Genomic DNA, 15,602 nt, shown 5'->3' with positions numbered 1-15,602 from the left:
AACGCCTGAGTTGCGGGTCAGTGAGGGTCGGTGCCGCGGGACCACATCTGGGGCCACTTGAACTGCACGCCGTTGACCAGGGCGGAGACTCGCACGTCCGTGAACGGGTCGCGAACGTAGTGCACCCGGTCGGCTGCGGGGTCGTGTTCATCGACCTCGACGAGCGCCAGCCGGTAGTTGTCGGCGTTCTGCCCGGCGCGGATCTCGCGGTTGGTGACGAAGAAGCTGTCGTGGCCGGCCATCCGGCCCTTCACCTCGATGTGGACGATCTGCTCGTCCTCGCCCGCCGATCGGACGTCGTAGCCCGGGTTGTTGTGCGCCATCACCTGCGGCACGCGGCCGAGGCGCTGCTCGGCCGCGACAACGGCCCGGATGGCGCGGCGCTCGATCGCGGCGAGATCCTCCATGTACTCGGCGACCGGCTCCTCCCGGCGTCCGGCGCGGCGGTCGATCAGACCCTGCGGCACGACCAGCGCGACGGCCGCGATGGCGGGTGGACGCACCTGCGTGTGCGCCTCCTGGTCCAGTTCGGTCATGCGGCGGGCGAGCCGGAGACGGAGATCCTGCGCGCGCTGCTCGGCGGTCGTCGGCTGCATGGCGGGCTTGCCGCCCTGCATGACGATGTTGGTGAGGCGGGCTACCTCGTCGCGCCAATGCTGGATTTCCTGTGTCAGCCGCTCTTGTACGAGGCTTCGCGTGCGGCTGACCTGTTCTCGCCGGGCCGCGCCGACGTGTGCGTACCAGGCGGGCAGGTCCGTGCTGGCGGCCCAGTGTTCCGCGGTGCGCCGGGCACCGTTGAGCCAGGGGGCGTGCAGGAGGTCGGCGGTGAGCTCGCGGTCGTAGTCGCTGGGCGCGTCGTAGTCCAGGAACGGCGCCACGCTCGGCTGGCTCCGCCCGTCGTTCCACAGCTCGACGTACTGGAACCGTTTGGCGACGGTGCGCTCCAGCCCGTCGATGATCTCCTCGTGCAGAGCGATCAGCAGGCGCGGCTCCTCGGTCGGGTCGAGCCTGTCGACCATGATCGTGCCGCGTTCGAGGGCTTCCCCGTACAGGTCGATCATCCGCTGCACGAGCGCGTCGAGCAGTGGGTGGCCAGGTGCGAGGAGCTGCGCGGGCGGGGCGCCGTCGACGCGGAGGTGCGAACGATCGAAGCAGATTCGTTCGTACCGCAGGTTGATCGGCGCCGCGGGCGTGCGCAGCTCCCGGACTGACTGCGGCACGCTGGGGACTTCCCAGCGGCCTGGCTCGCGTCCCCGGATGCGGCCGCCGGCGCGGTCGAACGCGTCACGGAAGAAGCCTTCGATGTAGTGCGGCTGGAGGCGCAGCAACCGGGCTTCTTCCAGGTCACGGCGGGCGGTGCCGGCATCGGACACGGAGCGCAGGTCGTGGTGCAGCGCGCGTTCCTGGATCAGCTTCACGGCGGTGTCGCCGACGCGCTCGTCGATGACCCGGTCGAGGTGCGCCCTCACCTGCGGATCCTCGCCGCGCCGGATCGCGTCGAGCAGCAGCTCGTGCAGCGGCTGACCCTCGAACGCCTCGCCCAGAACGTCGAAGACCTTGCCGCCGAGCGCGGCGTTCTGCTCTTCGATCTTGGACAGCAGCCGCTCGAAGACGGCGCCCTCGCGGGTGTTGACGGCGACGAGGTTCCACAGGTGGCACATCTCGTACTGACCGATGCGATGGATACGGCCGAAGCGCTGCTCGATCCGGTTCGGGTTCCACGGCAGGTCGTAGTTGACCATGAGGTGAGCCCGTTGCAGGTTGAGACCCTCACCCGCCGCGTCGGTCGCTACCAGTACAAGACAATCGGCGTCGGACGTGAAGCGCTCCTGGACGGCCCGTCGGGCGTCGCGGGACATGGCGCCGTGGATGGAGACGACGGCGTTCTTCCCGGGCAGCGCCTGGCTGATCCCTTCGACGAGGTAGGTGAGCGTGTCGCGGTGCTCGCTGAAGATGATGAGCTTCTGCGGCGCATGCCGCTCCAGCAGGAGCTTCAGCTCGGTCCACTTGCGGTCGGTGCCTGAAGCGCGGACCTTCGCCGCCAGGTCGACCAGTCCTTGCAGCACCGAGATCTCGAACCGCAGCTCTTCGGCGGATTGGGCCGCGGTGGCCGCGTCGACGAGCTGCTCCTCGGTGTCCTCCATCGTGTCGGTGAGGTCGTCGTCGAGGATGTCGGCCAGTTCGATGTCGGGCAGGCGCTCTTTCGTCGCCGGCTTGGTGAGCAGTTCGTTGAGGCGCTGTTCGAGGCGGGCCTGGCGGCGCTGCAGGGAACGCAGGATCGCCTCAGGGCTGGACGCCAGCCGGCGCTGCAGCACGGTGAGCGCGAAGCCGACCCGGTTTCCGCGGACCGTCTCACCGGCGCTGCGCAGCTGGTCGACGCGGTCCCACTCCTGCCGGACGTACTCGGTCACTGCCTCGTACAGCTCGACCTCGAGCTCCGACAGCTCATACGGCACGGTGTACGCGTTGCGCTGCGGGAACAGCGGCTTGCCGGCGAACGTCAGCAGCTCCTCCTTGACCCGCCGCAGCATGAGACCGTCAGCGCCGAGGTTGTGCTCGTCTTTACGGTACTTGCCCTCGAACCGGTCGGGGTCGAGCAGCGCCAGGAAGAGCTGGAAGTCCTCCTCCTTGCCGGCGTGCGGTGTCGCGGTCATCAGCAAGAGGTGCTGCGCCGCCTTGCCGAGCGCTTGTCCGAGCTTGTACCTGCGGGTGCTCTGCAGCTTCTTGCCGAAGTAGTGCGCCGACATCCGATGCGCCTCGTCGACCACGACGACGTCGAAGGCCGAGTGGCCGATCTGATCGACCAAAGCGTCACTGCGCGACAGGTGGTCCATCCGGGCGATCAGCCGCGGATGCTCGTCGAAGATCGACTCTCCCGGCGGCGTCGCGGCCACCAGGTCGGCGGTCAGGATCGCGAAGCGGAGGCCGAACTTCTCGCTCAGCTCGTCCTGCCACTGGTTGACCAGGCCGCCGGGCGCGACGATCAGGCAGCGCGACAGGTCACCGCGGAGCATCAGCTCCTTCAGGTACAGCCCGGCCATGATGGTCTTGCCAGCTCCCGGGTCGTCCGCGAGCAGGAAGCGGAGCGGGACCTTGTCGAGCAGGTGCCCGTAGACGGCCTCGATCTGGTGCGGCAGCGGCTCGAGGTCGCTCGTCGTGACGGCGAGCATGAGGTCGGACTGGGCGGCCGCACGGATCCGCATCGCCTCGGCGGCCAGCTTGAAGTCCGTGGCGTCGGCGTCGAACGTCGTGCGGTGGACCTCGACGATCTCGAGCGCCGGCTCGTTGACCCGCATCAGGATCTGCTCGCCGAGCGCCCCCTGCTCAGTGCGGTACACAAGCCGGACGGAGTCCGGCCCCATCGGCGCTACGGCGATGACTTCGACCGGGCCACCTGGCACCACACCGCTAACAGAGGATCCGGGCACCAGGTCTTCGAGCCGCATGGTCCTGAGCTAACCCGAAATCGCATCGACCGGTCATAGGTCTCCCGTCGATGAAAGCTCGTCTTAACGGTTGGTGGTGACCTTCCACTTCCATCTCTACCGTTACCTCGGTGCAAGTAGTTTCGGTGATCAACTACAAGGGCGGGGTCGGCAAGACAACGCTGACCGCGAACCTGGGCGCCGAGTTGGCCCGACGCGGACAAAACGTCCTACTGATCGATCTCGATCCGCAGAGCAGCCTGACGTTCTGCTTCTACCACCCCGACGAATGGCGTTCGGAGCTGCGCGAAGCGCTGACGATCAAGCGGTGGTTCGACTCCATCGAGGACGGCATCCCCAAGGTCGCCCTGGCTGACCTGGCCGTCCAGCCACGCCCGGTCAATGCGGCCCTTCCTGAGGGCAGCGGACGGCTCAGTCTGATCGCGTCACATCTGCAGCTTATCGACGCCGATTTCAAGCTTGCCCGCAGCATCGGTGGAATCGAACAGAAGTTCGATCCGGCGCTCTATCGGGTTCGCTGCGCACTGGCGAGCGCGCTGCATGACCAGTCGTTCGCGGAATACGACTGGGTGCTGATCGACTGCCCGCCGAACTTCAATGTGGTGACCCAGGCGGCCATCGTCGCCAGCGATCACATCCTGATCCCGGCGAAGGCCGACTACCTGTCCACGTTGGGCATCGAATACCTCTACGGCAACGTCGATGAACTCGTGCAGCGGCACAACGAGCACTCGCTGAAGCACGCGAGGACCCGGCACAGTCGCATCGATCCGAACATGGCCGGCGTCGTGTTCACCATGATCCAGTTCCACGGCGGCCGTCCGATCTCGGCGCTGCAGTACTACATCGACTCGGTGCGCGCCCTCGGCGTGCCGGTGTTTAGCACGTACATGCGCGAGAACAACACCTTGTTCGCCAGCTCCGTGCCGCGCGGGGTGCCAGCGGTGCTCCGCGAGCGGGTCACCTCGCAGATCAACATCGAGCTGCGCACCCTGGCCTCCGAATTCCTCAACACCCTCCATGCCGAAGGGGCAGCCGCGTGAGCGACGTCGCGAAGCTTTCCATGACCGTCCTGCAGCGGATCTCCGAGTTCCTGGCGACCCTGCCCGAGGACCAGCTCGTCGACATCGCGGAAGGCCGGGCCACGCTGACCTACCACCCGTTCGGCGCCGCCGCGCCGGCCGCACCGGTTGCGCCGGTTGCGCCGGTTGCGCCGGCCAAGAAGGCTCCTGCTCAGCGGGCCGCCGCCGCGAAGCCGGCGAAGGACATGTCGGCAGTGGTAGAGGAACTCGCAAACTTGCAGACCCGGGACGAGGGTGAGCGCTACCTTAAGCCCATGCTGGTTGGCGACCTCCGCGCCATCGCCGCACAGCTCGGCATCGGCGGCGTGAGCAAGACTCCGAAGGGCGACCTGATCACGATGCTGGTCGAGCGGACGATCGGCGCCCGGCTCAACTCGCTCGCCGTCCGCCAGTTGTAGCGGTCGTCATCCGGCCTGGAAGACAGTGTCGACGTGCCATTCCAGGAACTCGCGGTGCGGGCGGTCGGCGGCGCGGTCCGGCACGGCGATCGGCTGGCCGTGGCGTGAGTAGAACTCCTCGCCGTTGCCGAAGTCCTCGCGCAGCCTCGGGCTGACCAGCAGCCGGTGCTTCGGGTCGACGCTCAGATACCCGCGGTCGAACATGATGTGCACGTCGGACCGCAGTAGCAGGCCGTTGTCGAGCCGGTGCTGGCCGCCGCTCGGCAGCGGCAGGATGTGCGCCGCCTGCAACACGGGCCGGATCTTCGCGCCGGTGATCGCGCAGCGGTGGCGGTACGCGTCGAGGACGACGCCCTTGAACGCCTGCTGGCCGAGTCGCTGCGGCTGCAGGCGCGGGTCGCCGTAGACGGGTCCGGCGCGGTGCCAGGGTTCGCTGAGGTCCAGCTCGACGGCCGGACCGGTGAGCCGGTGGATCACGTCGCGGAAGTAGCCGGCGTACGCGTCATCGGCCAGGTCGTAGCCCTTGCCCTGGACGATGTTCGACGCGAAGTCCGGCGGCGGCCCGGCGTCGGCGTCGGCCCCGAAGAACCGCGTGTCGCGGACGAAGAGGCAGCCGATGATCGGGTCCTCGCGCGGCGGGATCCGCTGATGCCGGTACCGGCTGATGGCGTCGCGCATCTGCTGGAGGCTGGCGGCGCCGTTGCCTTCGCCGAACAGCTCCCACGCCTCCGAGATCGGCAGCCGGGCGAAGCCGCTGTAGAAGCCACCGCCGACGACCCGGTTGTGCGGGGCGTGGGACTTGAAGAAGAACGGCTCGCCGACCTGCAACGCCCGGAACGCCTTGTCGCTGGCGGGCCGCCAGAAGTTGACCTCCTGCAGGTGCGGGCGCTCGGCGAGGAACCTGTACCACTGGCCGTCGGTCACGCCCACGTAAGCCCTCACGGCGAACAGTGTGCTCCATCGATGCCGCGGTGACCTCACGACTCGCCTCCTGCACGTACATGGTCTCCGGTTGGCCCGGTTGGTGCGTCCCGATCCGGTTGGGGAACCAACCGCCTCCAACCGGTTGGCCTGCGGTTGGCGGCGGTTGATCGCGGTTGGGGCTTCGCGGCGCACGGAGGCACCCAACTGGAGGCCATGCGTGGGTAGGAGGAGCCGCACACGCGCGGCACCGCTGGTGCCTTGGAGGCATGGATGACGCAGCCCCACCACGACCCGGTGCTCTACGCACAGTCGTTCCTCACCGACCGGGACCATCGCCTGCTCGACTGGCTGTATGACCACCAGGTCCTGAGCACGGTGCAGATCACCGCGGCGCTGTTCAACCGGCAGGACTCCGCCCAGGAGCGGTTGCTGCGGCTGTACCGGCTGCGACTGCTGGAGCGGTTCCGCTCGGCGCGGCTGGCCTCGCCGGGCTGGCACCACGTCCTCGACCAGGCCGGCGTCGAACTGGTCGCGGCGCTGCGCGGCGACGCCGTCCCGCGGCGCGTGGACATCACCGCGCAGCGCCGGCGCATCGCGGCCAGCGCGAACCTGCCGCACCTGCTCGGCGTCAACCAGTTCTTCGTCGACCTCATCGCGTACGCCCGGCGCCGCCCCGACGACGCCCTGCTGCGCTGGTGGTCGGAGCGGCAGTGCGCGGCCCCGCTGCGGTTCGGCTCGGTGAGCATGCACCGGGTCCGCGCCGACGGCCACGGCATCTACCAGGAGGGCGACCGCCGGGTGGCGTTCTTCCTCGAGCTCGACCGCGCCACGGAGTCCGTGCCGACGCTGGTGGAGAAGGTGCAGCGGTACGAGCAGCTGGTCACCGAGGGCGGCCCGGCCTGGCCGGTGCTGTTCTCGCTGCCGGACCGCACCCGCGAGCAGCACCTGCACCAGGCCCTCGGTCGGCAGCCGCGAGCGGTCCCGGTCGCGACGGTCGCCCGTGATCGGCTGCTGGACGGCACGGGCGTCGCCGACGCGGTCTGGCTGCCGACCGGCGCGGCGGGTGCGCCGGAACCCCCGCGCCGCCTGATCGACCTCGGCCGGCTCGGCGACCCCGCGGACGACAGCGCGCTCCTGCGCCTGGATCGGCGCCCACTCGCGCAGTAGCAGGCACCCGGTTCGCCGGTCGGATCACGGCCGGCGAACCGCCTGTTGGATCTTCGCTGCCCCGGGTGTTGCCCCGGGCGGATGGGTAGGCGTACCCCTAGGCGGGCCAAAGCCCTGATTTCCGGCACCTAACGGACCCAACCTCGCAGCTCAATGGGCGAATGGGGCGCCGTTCGGAAAACCCTAGAATGTCTCTGTAGAGAGTCATTCCCGAGGAGAGAAAGGGCGCTTAAGGCTTCCGCGACCTCGAACTCTCGCCGGCAGATCCGGTACGACGTGGCCTGCTGAGCCTGTCAGCGTCGACGGGGAGCCGCCTGGCCACCGAGCGCTCGTTCTGGCATCTCGCGACGTGCTCAGAAGCCCGCTGCGGCCCGTACGGGCAGAACACCCTCTCCAGCACCTTCGACAGGCTGCCGACCGCAGGCGGCCGTACAGACGCCGCGTAGCGGGTACGGTCGATCCTTCCGCCGCCGAAGCGGCATCGTTCCCGATGCCACTCGATCCCATACCGCCGGCTGGCGTACCGGACGACGGGTACAACCCGGTACGGGAGCACAAGCCGACCCGGAACGACGCGGTACTCGGGAACGACCGGTACGCGGTATCGGGCAAGACCGGGAACGGGAACGGGTACATCAGCGCGGCACGGTACGCGGAACCGGAACGGCACGCCGGAACGCATCCCGGTACGAGCGCGCATGACCACGGGATCTGCGGCTGGCGGAACCGCACGGCGTTCCGCACCCGTACCCGTTCCGGCCGCCCGTACCGCTCCCGACGGCGGTTGCCCAACACGTTGGGCAACTCGTTGTTCAACCAGCACCAACACACCCGTACCGGCCGCCCGTACCCACCAACCGGTTGGACAACGTCTGGTGGCGGTTGCCGTACCCGTACCCAGTTGACCAACGTGTTGTCCAACCCGTTGTCCGACCAACCCGCCAGCCCCGTTCCCACCGCCAACGGGTTGGTCAACCCATCGGCCGTTCCCGTACCCGGTTGGTCAACCCCGTCTGCGGTTCCCGTTCCCGGTTGGTCAACGCGCCCGCCGTTCCGTACCCGTTGCCCAACCCCCGTCCGCCGTTCCCGTACCCGGTTGGTCAACCCCGGTACGGGTACCGGCGAGCCAGCACTTCGCTCACGACGGGAACGGGGACGGGCTCGCTGAAGAAGACGGCGCCGTGCCCGGTGACACCGTCTTGCAGCGCGCGTCCCATTCCGGGACCCGCAGCAGCGACGGCGCGCTCATCCCCTCCCGGCTGGCGGTCGCGGCGAACGCGATCCCCCGCACACACACCATCGCCACGTTCGGGAAGTTGTCCGCGTTGCGGAAGACCTCGATGTAGTCGACGTCGGAAATCTTGTCCGGCGGGGCGCCCTCTTTGCCGCCGCGGTCGCCGAGCTGTTCCGAGCAGCCCGCCAGCGCCAGTACCAATGCCGCCGCCAGCGCCAGGCGTTTCATTTCGCGGCCGGGCAGGTCGGGTCCCATTCGGGGACGCGGACGAGGTCCGGGGCGGCGTAGGAGTCCTCGCCGCGGGCGCCGCTGGAGGTGGCCGCGAACGCGATCCCGCGAATGCACACGCGGGCGATGTTCGGGAAGTTGTCCGCGTTGCGGAAGACCTCGATGTAATCGACGTCGGAAATCTTGTCAGGCGCGGCGCCCTCGTCGCCGCCGCGGTCACCGAGCTGGTCCGAGCAGCCGGCCAGCGCGAACAGTACGGCCGCCATCGCAAGCATCCGTTTCATCGGCTCCCCCGTGAACTCCGGATGGGGTGGAGGCCGCCGCGGCATGGCAGCGCTGGCATGCCGCGGGTACAGCCCCCGATACCGATGAAAGTAGGGACAACCGTCGAAGTGTTGTGCGTTTCACCCGACGGGTTGACCAAGTCTTGAGGAGTCTCAGATGCCGGTGCGGAACTCCATGGTGCCCTTGCGCTGCCCTTGCATGAGACGAATGGCGAGCTCCGCGTTCATGGCGAGCTGGTTGAACAGCTGCACGACCGTGCCGAGTACCTTGATGGCCTTGGTCATCGCGGCGAGTGCCTTCTCCTCCTCGAGAAGTTTCGCGGCGGCCTTGGTGGCCCGTTCGAGCGCCGGCGGGCGGGCCTTCTCCACGAGGTTCTTCAGCTTCGACGTCAACCGCTGGATCTCGCCGTCGAGCTGCCGCTGCTTGAGCAGGCACTGCTGCACCTTCGGCGGGCACACGAGCGCCGCACGTTCGGCCTTTCGCGCGTTCAGGTCCGTCCCGACGCTGGTGATTTCGTCGTCGATTTCCTTGAGCCGCAGGTCCTTCTCGGCCTTCTTGGTGGTCGCGTCGATGACGTTCTGCTCCTGGTCCGGCAGGCGTTCCTGAAGGTTGGCCTGACGCCGTTTCAGCTGTTCCTCGGTCGTGCGGTCGCCCAGTTTGTACGGGTCGGCGCCGAGCCCGAGCCACGCCTTCGTCGCCTCCTCCGCGAGCTGCGCGAAGTCGCCGATGACCGGCACCGCCCCGAGGATCGAGAACAGGAACTCCCGCAGCCTGGTCGCCTCGGGCTCCAGCGTCAGCGCCGCATACAGGTACCCACCCGCGACGGCGATCTTGCCCTTCCCCTGGGAAATCCGAACCATCTCGTCGATCGCGGCGCGGGTGTTCGGCAGCGGCCATTCGGAGACGTTCTCCCAGTACGTCATGGCCCGCGTCATTGCGTTCACGTCGATTCTGCCGCCCGAGACGGAGCTCAGGAACCCAGCCAACGCCGTCGCCGCGAGCGCCCGTTTGTCGGCGATGTCGGCGTCCACCCAGAAGCTCTGCCCGGCCTTGTTGAAACACCCGCCGGTCCACGTCGCGACACCGTTCGGCGGCAGCAATCCAATCGTCGCGGTGCCACCCGGTACAGGCGGAACAGTCAACGCGGGAGACGCCGCGGTTCGCAGCGTCGCCCAGATCCCGATGTCCGACGTCACCGTCAGCACGGTCCGGTCCCCGTCGCACGGCGCTTTCGGATCCGCGACCAGACCCTTCATGAGCCCATTCGCAAGGGTGTCAACCACGTCGATGCGGTACCCGACCGTGACCTGCCGCCGCACGGTCCGCCCGGTCCCGTTCCTGGTCGCGGTCATCGCGATCTCATAGGTCCCCGGCAGCGGCGCATTCCACACCACACTCGGTCCGTTTTCGCCGAGCGGCGTGCCGTTGACGCTCCACGTGTACGAGGTGTCGGCCGCCGGACCGGGCACCACCAACCTCCGCGACAGCGCCCTTCCGGGAATCTCGACAACCTCGAAATCCACCGGCGCCGTGATGGTGAACTCTCCGGTCGCGACGTGACAGCTGATCGGCTGCGACAGCGAGCAGTACCCGAGTTTCACGAGGTACCGCCCGGGCGCCAGCCCGTTGACGATCGCCTCGGCACCCTCCCGCTCAGCGATCGGTTCGGTGGCGCCCTCCAGGTACACGCCCCAGTTGAAACCACCCGTGTTCGGCTTCGTGTCGACGGCTTTCAACGCCACCGACGTGCCGTTCACGGTGATCCCGGCCGCCGCGCCGGGCCCGCTGTCACCCTTGACCGTCCCGGTGACCAGCCCCGCCGGATCGGACAGCCCCGCCTCATTGACCTCCGCCGACCGGCACCCGACAAGCTTGCCGGCCACGGGCGCCACATACGTGAAGTCGGCCGGCACGTATGCGCCCTGTGTCCGCTGGTACATGACGTACGCGAGCTCCTCGACAACGCTGTACGAATTGTCGACGAACATCAGCTGGAAATGGAAGTCGTTGGACCCCTTGCCCGCCATGGTGGCCGTGCCGGACAGCTCCGCCCCGGCACTGATGTTGTCCATGACAAGGTGCGCCGACCCGAGGTCCGTGTTGCACCCGTCGGCCGGATAACCGGTGTTGCTGCTCGTAAAGGCGATAGGCCGGTCCCCTGGATCAGCCTGCGCAGCGGTCTCGGAAAACGACAACGTCGCCACGACAACGGCACCCGCCAAGGCACCTGCCAGGACACGACGCGAGCGGGATAAGCGCATGCCTCATGGAACCGCAGGACCCGCCGCCCAGCCTTCAGTCAAACCCGCGAACCGTTACGCCGTGTGGTCATCCGACATCAGCCGGTTCGCTACATCACTGTACCGGTCGCATCAGATGCGATCACCCTTCAGCCCATCGACGAACGCCACAAAGGCAGCGGTCTCAAAGATGAGCGCCGGCCCGTTCGGGTCCTTGCTGTCCCGCACCGCCACGATGCCGGGCAGATTGTCGGCCACCTCGACACAGTTACCGCCGTTGCCGCCACTGCGCGTGCTCTTGCGCCACCGGGCGCCCGTGAGGTCATGCATCGTCGTACTCCTTGGCGAGCGAGCTCATGAGGTCTCTCGAATCTTCCACGCTGAGGACCAGGTCGTCCAAGGTGTTCCACGCACTCTCGTATGTCTCGACCTCGACCTTCTTGTCGAGGTAGACGGCGCCGGTCAGGCCTTCGCTGTACACCGTGGTCGGCTCGGCCGGCCGATGACCTTCTGCCCGGAAGTCGAGGATCACGAACGGACCGCTCTGCGTCGCGCGGTGTGGGCCTGCCGAGAGCGGTAGCACCCGCACGTGGACATTCTTGGCGTCCGATGCCCCAGCGAGGCGTCGGAGCTGGGCCTGCATGCCAGCGGCGCCGCCGATGGGCCGCCGGAGCACTGCCTCGTCGAGGATGACGTCCAGTGCCGGTGGACGCGGGGCGCGTCGTGCGAGCAGCCGTTGCCGCTCCATCCGCAAAGCAACCAGCCGAGCGACCTTCTCCCGCTGCTGACCCGGGGCGGCATCTGGCGGGCGAACGGAGGCAGGTGGTGATGGCCGGCTCGATCGAGATCCCCACACTGCGACCCGAAGGGCAGCCTCAACGAGGCCGGGCTCACGGGCAGCCGCACACCGCAAGGAGAACCGTGAACGCTGAGTTCCACCCAGACTGGTGCTCGCGGACCGCGTGCACCGCCTACCTGCCCGACGGCGACGAATACCACCGCTCCGAGCCACTGTTCCTCAAGACCGACGACCCGGCTATCAACCTCGTCATCTGCAAACTCGCCGACCCCGACGGCACCGAGGAACACATCGAGCTGTCGATGCTCCAACTTTCCAACGGCCAACCATGGCACCTGACCGAACCCATCGCCGGCCGGGAGTTGCTGCTTCCGAGCACCACAGCCGACGCCGCCCGTCGTGCCCTCGCCGAACTGGTTGACGCTTGACCGTAGGCGTCTACCACCACAAGCCGCGGCAAGTCGCCGACCTGCATGTTGTAACCTACCTAGAAAATTTCTATGTAGGTTACATTGAGGAGGTGGACAGTAGTGACGGCGTCGAGCTGCTGCTGGATGCCGGCCTGGATCGGCGAGTTGTAGGTAGCACCGAGGTCGAGATCGGCGTCGGCGACGGCCAGCGGTCGCGTCACCAGGTGATGCTGCTGCGCCATTCGCCGAGCCCGGGTGAGATCGACCGTGCCGTGGCGGCGCTCCGGCCGCATGTCGACGGAGTGCTCTTCGTGGTCGCGCGAGCGGGACGTGCCTTGAGGCAAGCTGCCGAGCGGGATCACCGCATCGCGTACGCAGCGGTCGACGACGCGGTCGTCCACTTCCGGGGTGAGGTACACCAGGCCGGTGAGCAACGGCCGGCCGCTCCTGTGCGTCCGGGGCGCTCCAGCTGGGCCCGGCTGGCGATGCTCCGGCTGTTCGCGCTGAGCGCTGCCGAGCCGTTGTCGCAGTCGGAGATTGCGCGCCGGCTCGGGATGTCGCACGTTGCGATCGGCAAGCAGCTTCCGCTGGCCGACGAGCTGGTGGCGCGCACCTCGGGCGGATGGCAGGTGATAGACCGGGCAGGGTGCTGGGACCGGTTCATGCTGGAGTACCCGGGGCCACGCGGCCTGACCACGTACTGGTCGGCGACCGGAGACGTCGCGGCGCAGCTCGCCCGGATCGAACAGGTCGCACGGGACCGAGGCGGCGCCCCACCAGTCGTGTCCGGTGACCTCGCCGCCGATCTGTACGCACCATGGCGACGTCCGGACCGCGTCATCGCCTATGTCGCCGATCAACCTCCGCTGGAGGAGCACGGCTTCGCGACCGTACGGTCCGCGGATGCGACGGTCGAGTTGTGGACTCCCCGGGACCCGACCATCCTGACCATGTCCCGCGAATTGCCGTCGATGGCAGGCGAGAGCCGGCGCCGGTACACCGACCCGCTGATCGCGGCGTGGGACCTACGCAGGTCACCCGGCGGCGACGTCGACGAAGCCGTCGAGCAGCTTCGAGCGCTAGCACTCCGGGAGCGACTGTGGTCCTGAAGCGTCACGTGGAGTTCGTCGCCACCTCGTACGCCGACGAGCTGTCCATCCGATCGCTCGCGGAGATCAGCGCGATCACCGCCGACCAGAACGTGCGCATCATCGGCGGGCAGATGGCTTCGCTGCTCCTGACCGCCTTCCCCGTCCCTGGCGTCGCCATCCGCCGCACCCGCGACGCCGATGCCGCGATCACGACCGAGCTCGCCGGCTCCGGCGTCATCCACCAGCGCCTCGTCGAACACGGGTATGCCGCCACGAGCGGCAACAGCTACATGCGGCCGGTTCCGGAGCTGGCGGTCTCGGGTGGCCCCGTTCCGGAGCTTGCCGTCGACCTGCTCATACCTTCGCTCGACGGACGCTTCCGACCCCAGGAACACGGAGGTCGCGCGTTCGATTCAGCCCCTGGACTCGCCCCCGCCCTGGCCGCCGACCCCATCGTGATCGAGGCCGGAGCACGGATGCTCGACGGCACCAGGCTGGAGTTCACCGTGCGGGTGCCCACAGTGGAGCTCGCACTCGTCATCAAGGCGCTCGCGTACGGCTCCCGCCTGGAAGCCCGGGACGTCGAGGACATCTACCGCCTTCTTGAAATCCGCGACAGTCACGCACCCGACGAGATCGGTGGCTGGCGGCTGCACGAGGCCCCATTGCGAGGCTCGCGCCGCGATGCCGCAGCCCATCTGCACGAACTGGCCCGCCGCAGTCGACGCCGCTCCGACGTCGAAGTGCCGACCGCCCGGCTCGCAACGCTCATCGCCGCCCTGGTTGCTCGACCCGACTGACCACACGAGCCTCTGAGCTGTGGTCACAGTGGTGGGTCGAGCAGGCGCCTGGCGATGTTCTCGGCGTTGAGCTGCTGGATCACGTCCTCGACGGCGTCCTCGTCGGTGAGGTCGACACCGCGGGCCTGCAGCTCGGCCGCGATCTGTTTCGCCGGGCCCCAGGATGTCTCGTCGTCGACCGTGGCCTCGAACTCGGGCAGCCACATGTCGACGTCGGCCACCACCGGCGTGATCCACTCGTCGGCGACGCCGCGGCGTTCCAGGGCGAACCGCACCCAGCTGCGCAGCGCGTCAGGCAGGGCGGCCCGCTCGTCATCGTCGAGGAACGCCTTTCGCGGCAGCCAGTCGGCGAGGAACATGCCGACCGCGCCGGGGCTCCAGCCGAGGGGGCGGTTGTTGAGGTACCCGTCGCCGTAGTCGAGGAAGAGGTCGGCCAGCCGCCGGTACGCCTCGGAATCCACCGTCTGCCCGACGAAGGCCTCGATGAGCTCGTGCCGGTCCGCGTCGCTCAACGCGACGAACTCGGGCCACTCCGGCAGGTGCTCGCGGCAGCGCGCCCACGCGAGCGCCCGCAGGTCGACGAAGTCCTCGTCGTCGTGCCGCGGCCACAGCATGTCGGTGTGCCGCAGCGCGTCAGCGAGGTCGGCGAGCGCGTCGGCGACCGGCACCTCCTCGATCGGCATCGGCACCTCGTCGTCCTCCCGCGTGTCCTCCCACACTTCGGCGGCTCCGGTCTGCAGCAGCTGGAGCTGCTCCACGACGGTGCCGCCGCTGGTAAGGATCTGCGCGAGGAGAGTGTGCGTCCCATACTCGATGAACAGGACCCGCTCGCTGTCATAGACGTCGACGGCGCGCATGGCTCGTACCGGCGAAAATGCCGCATCGGGCCAGGGCGGCGCCGGCTGAGACTCTTGCAGGATCTCGATCGTCCCGTCGAGCAGCTTGTGGTCGCTGGGCTGGGCCACCATCCGCAGCGCGACCACGGCGGCCAGGCCTTGCGGGGACGGGTGGGAGATGCAGCGGCCGACGACCTCGAGGATGAAGGTGTGCTCCGCTTCCCGGTCACCGAGCGGCGCCTGCAGCCACGCCTGCCCGAGCCACCCGGACGCCCACTGCTCGACCTCGAGGCGATCGGTGTAGGCGAGCAGGTCCCGAGCCGCGTGGACCAGCCGGTCGGAGAGCCGCAGCTGCCGGACGGGCCCCTGCCGGCGGGACTTCGGCTTACCCCGCCCAGCCGGGCGTCCACGACTCTTCGGACTCATTCCGACAGTGCACCACAACGGTGGCAGGCATTGAGCGACTTCGGGTCTGGCGCGCCTACGGTTCACCTCGCTCGGCTGCCTGCCATTCAGTCGTGTGGACGCTTACGGCGGCGGCCAGCAGGGCCAGTCCGTCGGTCCCACCAGCGCAGGCTCCTACGTGACGGATCGAAGTGACGTTGGAGTACTGACGCGCGTTCATTGCGCACCTTCTGCGCTGTTCAACGCCTTGCCCAACA

Annotated in this window: 14 protein-coding genes; 6 read left to right on the top strand and 8 right to left on the bottom strand. The window is 68.3% G+C overall.

Annotated features, from left to right (window positions below; translation table 11 throughout):
- Positions 1 to 17: 17 nt before the first annotated feature.
- Positions 18 to 3,338, bottom strand: a complete 3,321-nt coding sequence (locus ACFY3L_RS29470) for a helicase-related protein (RefSeq protein ID WP_389330949.1) — start codon at positions 3,336 to 3,338, stop codon at positions 18 to 20.
- Positions 3,339 to 3,571: 233 nt separating this feature from the next.
- Here ACFY3L_RS29470 and ACFY3L_RS29465 point away from each other — a divergent pair, with 233 nt between their 5' ends.
- Positions 3,572 to 4,489: a ParA family protein gene (locus tag ACFY3L_RS29465; RefSeq protein ID WP_389330946.1), complete on the top strand. Its 918-nt coding sequence runs from the start codon at positions 3,572 to 3,574 to the stop codon at positions 4,487 to 4,489.
- Entirely contained in the window at positions 4,486 to 4,926 is a 441-nt protein-coding gene (locus ACFY3L_RS29460; RefSeq protein ID WP_389330943.1) for a hypothetical protein, read from the top strand. The genes ACFY3L_RS29465 and ACFY3L_RS29460 overlap by 4 nt, the downstream gene beginning before the upstream one ends.
- A 6-nt stretch (positions 4,927 to 4,932) precedes the next feature.
- Here ACFY3L_RS29460 and ACFY3L_RS29455 read toward each other — a convergent pair whose 3' ends face one another.
- Entirely contained in the window at positions 4,933 to 5,868 is a 936-nt protein-coding gene (locus ACFY3L_RS29455; RefSeq protein ID WP_389330940.1) for an HNH endonuclease, read from the bottom strand.
- A gap of 252 nt (positions 5,869 to 6,120) precedes the next feature.
- On the opposite strand from ACFY3L_RS29455, the gene ACFY3L_RS29450 reads away from it, so the two are divergent.
- Positions 6,121 to 7,017: a replication-relaxation family protein gene (locus tag ACFY3L_RS29450; RefSeq protein ID WP_389330937.1), complete on the top strand. Its 897-nt coding sequence runs from the start codon at positions 6,121 to 6,123 to the stop codon at positions 7,015 to 7,017.
- 1,138 nt (positions 7,018 to 8,155) lie between these two features.
- Here the strand turns inward: ACFY3L_RS29450 and ACFY3L_RS29445 are convergent.
- The 5 genes from ACFY3L_RS29445 to ACFY3L_RS29425 all read right to left on the bottom strand — a co-directional run bounded on the left by ACFY3L_RS29445 (position 8,156) and on the right by ACFY3L_RS29425 (position 11,860).
- The gene (locus ACFY3L_RS29445) at positions 8,156 to 8,479 is read right to left on the bottom strand and encodes a hypothetical protein (protein ID WP_389330934.1); all 324 of its coding nucleotides are present in this window, start codon (positions 8,477 to 8,479) and stop codon (positions 8,156 to 8,158) included.
- Positions 8,476 to 8,745, bottom strand: coding sequence for a hypothetical protein (locus tag ACFY3L_RS29440; RefSeq protein WP_389330931.1), 270 nt, complete (start codon positions 8,743 to 8,745; stop codon positions 8,476 to 8,478). The genes ACFY3L_RS29445 and ACFY3L_RS29440 overlap by 4 nt, the downstream gene beginning before the upstream one ends.
- A gap of 171 nt (positions 8,746 to 8,916) precedes the next feature.
- On the bottom strand, positions 8,917 to 10,836 hold the full coding sequence (locus ACFY3L_RS29435; protein ID WP_389330928.1) for a hypothetical protein: 1,920 nt from the start codon (positions 10,834 to 10,836) through the stop codon (positions 8,917 to 8,919).
- A gap of 300 nt (positions 10,837 to 11,136) precedes the next feature.
- The gene (locus ACFY3L_RS29430) at positions 11,137 to 11,334 is read right to left on the bottom strand and encodes a DUF397 domain-containing protein (RefSeq protein ID WP_389330925.1); all 198 of its coding nucleotides are present in this window, start codon (positions 11,332 to 11,334) and stop codon (positions 11,137 to 11,139) included.
- Positions 11,327 to 11,860 carry a DUF5753 domain-containing protein gene (locus ACFY3L_RS29425; RefSeq protein WP_389330922.1) on the bottom strand — a complete coding sequence of 178 codons (534 nt, stop codon included), beginning with the start codon at positions 11,858 to 11,860 and terminating at the stop codon, positions 11,327 to 11,329. The genes ACFY3L_RS29430 and ACFY3L_RS29425 overlap by 8 nt, the downstream gene beginning before the upstream one ends.
- A 65-nt stretch (positions 11,861 to 11,925) precedes the next feature.
- Between ACFY3L_RS29425 and ACFY3L_RS29420 the strand changes: the two genes are divergently transcribed.
- The 3 genes from ACFY3L_RS29420 to ACFY3L_RS29410 are packed head-to-tail and all read left to right on the top strand — an operon-like array spanning position 11,926 to position 14,104.
- The gene (locus ACFY3L_RS29420) at positions 11,926 to 12,231 is read left to right on the top strand and encodes a hypothetical protein (protein WP_389330919.1); all 306 of its coding nucleotides are present in this window, start codon (positions 11,926 to 11,928) and stop codon (positions 12,229 to 12,231) included.
- Complete coding sequence (locus ACFY3L_RS29415; protein ID WP_389330917.1) at positions 12,228 to 13,322, top strand: hypothetical protein; 1,095 nt, start codon at positions 12,228 to 12,230, stop codon at positions 13,320 to 13,322. Before ACFY3L_RS29420 ends, ACFY3L_RS29415 begins: the two co-directional genes overlap by 4 nt.
- 8 nt (positions 13,323 to 13,330) lie before the next feature.
- Positions 13,331 to 14,104 carry a hypothetical protein gene (locus ACFY3L_RS29410; RefSeq protein ID WP_389330914.1) on the top strand — a complete coding sequence of 258 codons (774 nt, stop codon included), beginning with the start codon at positions 13,331 to 13,333 and terminating at the stop codon, positions 14,102 to 14,104.
- Positions 14,105 to 14,127: 23 nt separating this feature from the next.
- Here the strand turns inward: ACFY3L_RS29410 and ACFY3L_RS29405 are convergent, their stop codons facing one another.
- Positions 14,128 to 15,366, bottom strand: coding sequence for a hypothetical protein (locus ACFY3L_RS29405; protein WP_389330911.1), 1,239 nt, complete (start codon positions 15,364 to 15,366; stop codon positions 14,128 to 14,130).
- Positions 15,367 to 15,602 lie beyond the last annotated feature (236 nt).

The organism is Dactylosporangium sp. NPDC000521 (genome assembly GCF_042898305.1).
Taxonomy (GTDB): Bacteria; Actinomycetota; Actinomycetes; order Mycobacteriales; family Micromonosporaceae; genus Dactylosporangium.
The sequence above is the reverse complement of the archived record's forward strand: the minus strand, read 5'-3'. Positions and strand labels throughout refer to the sequence as shown.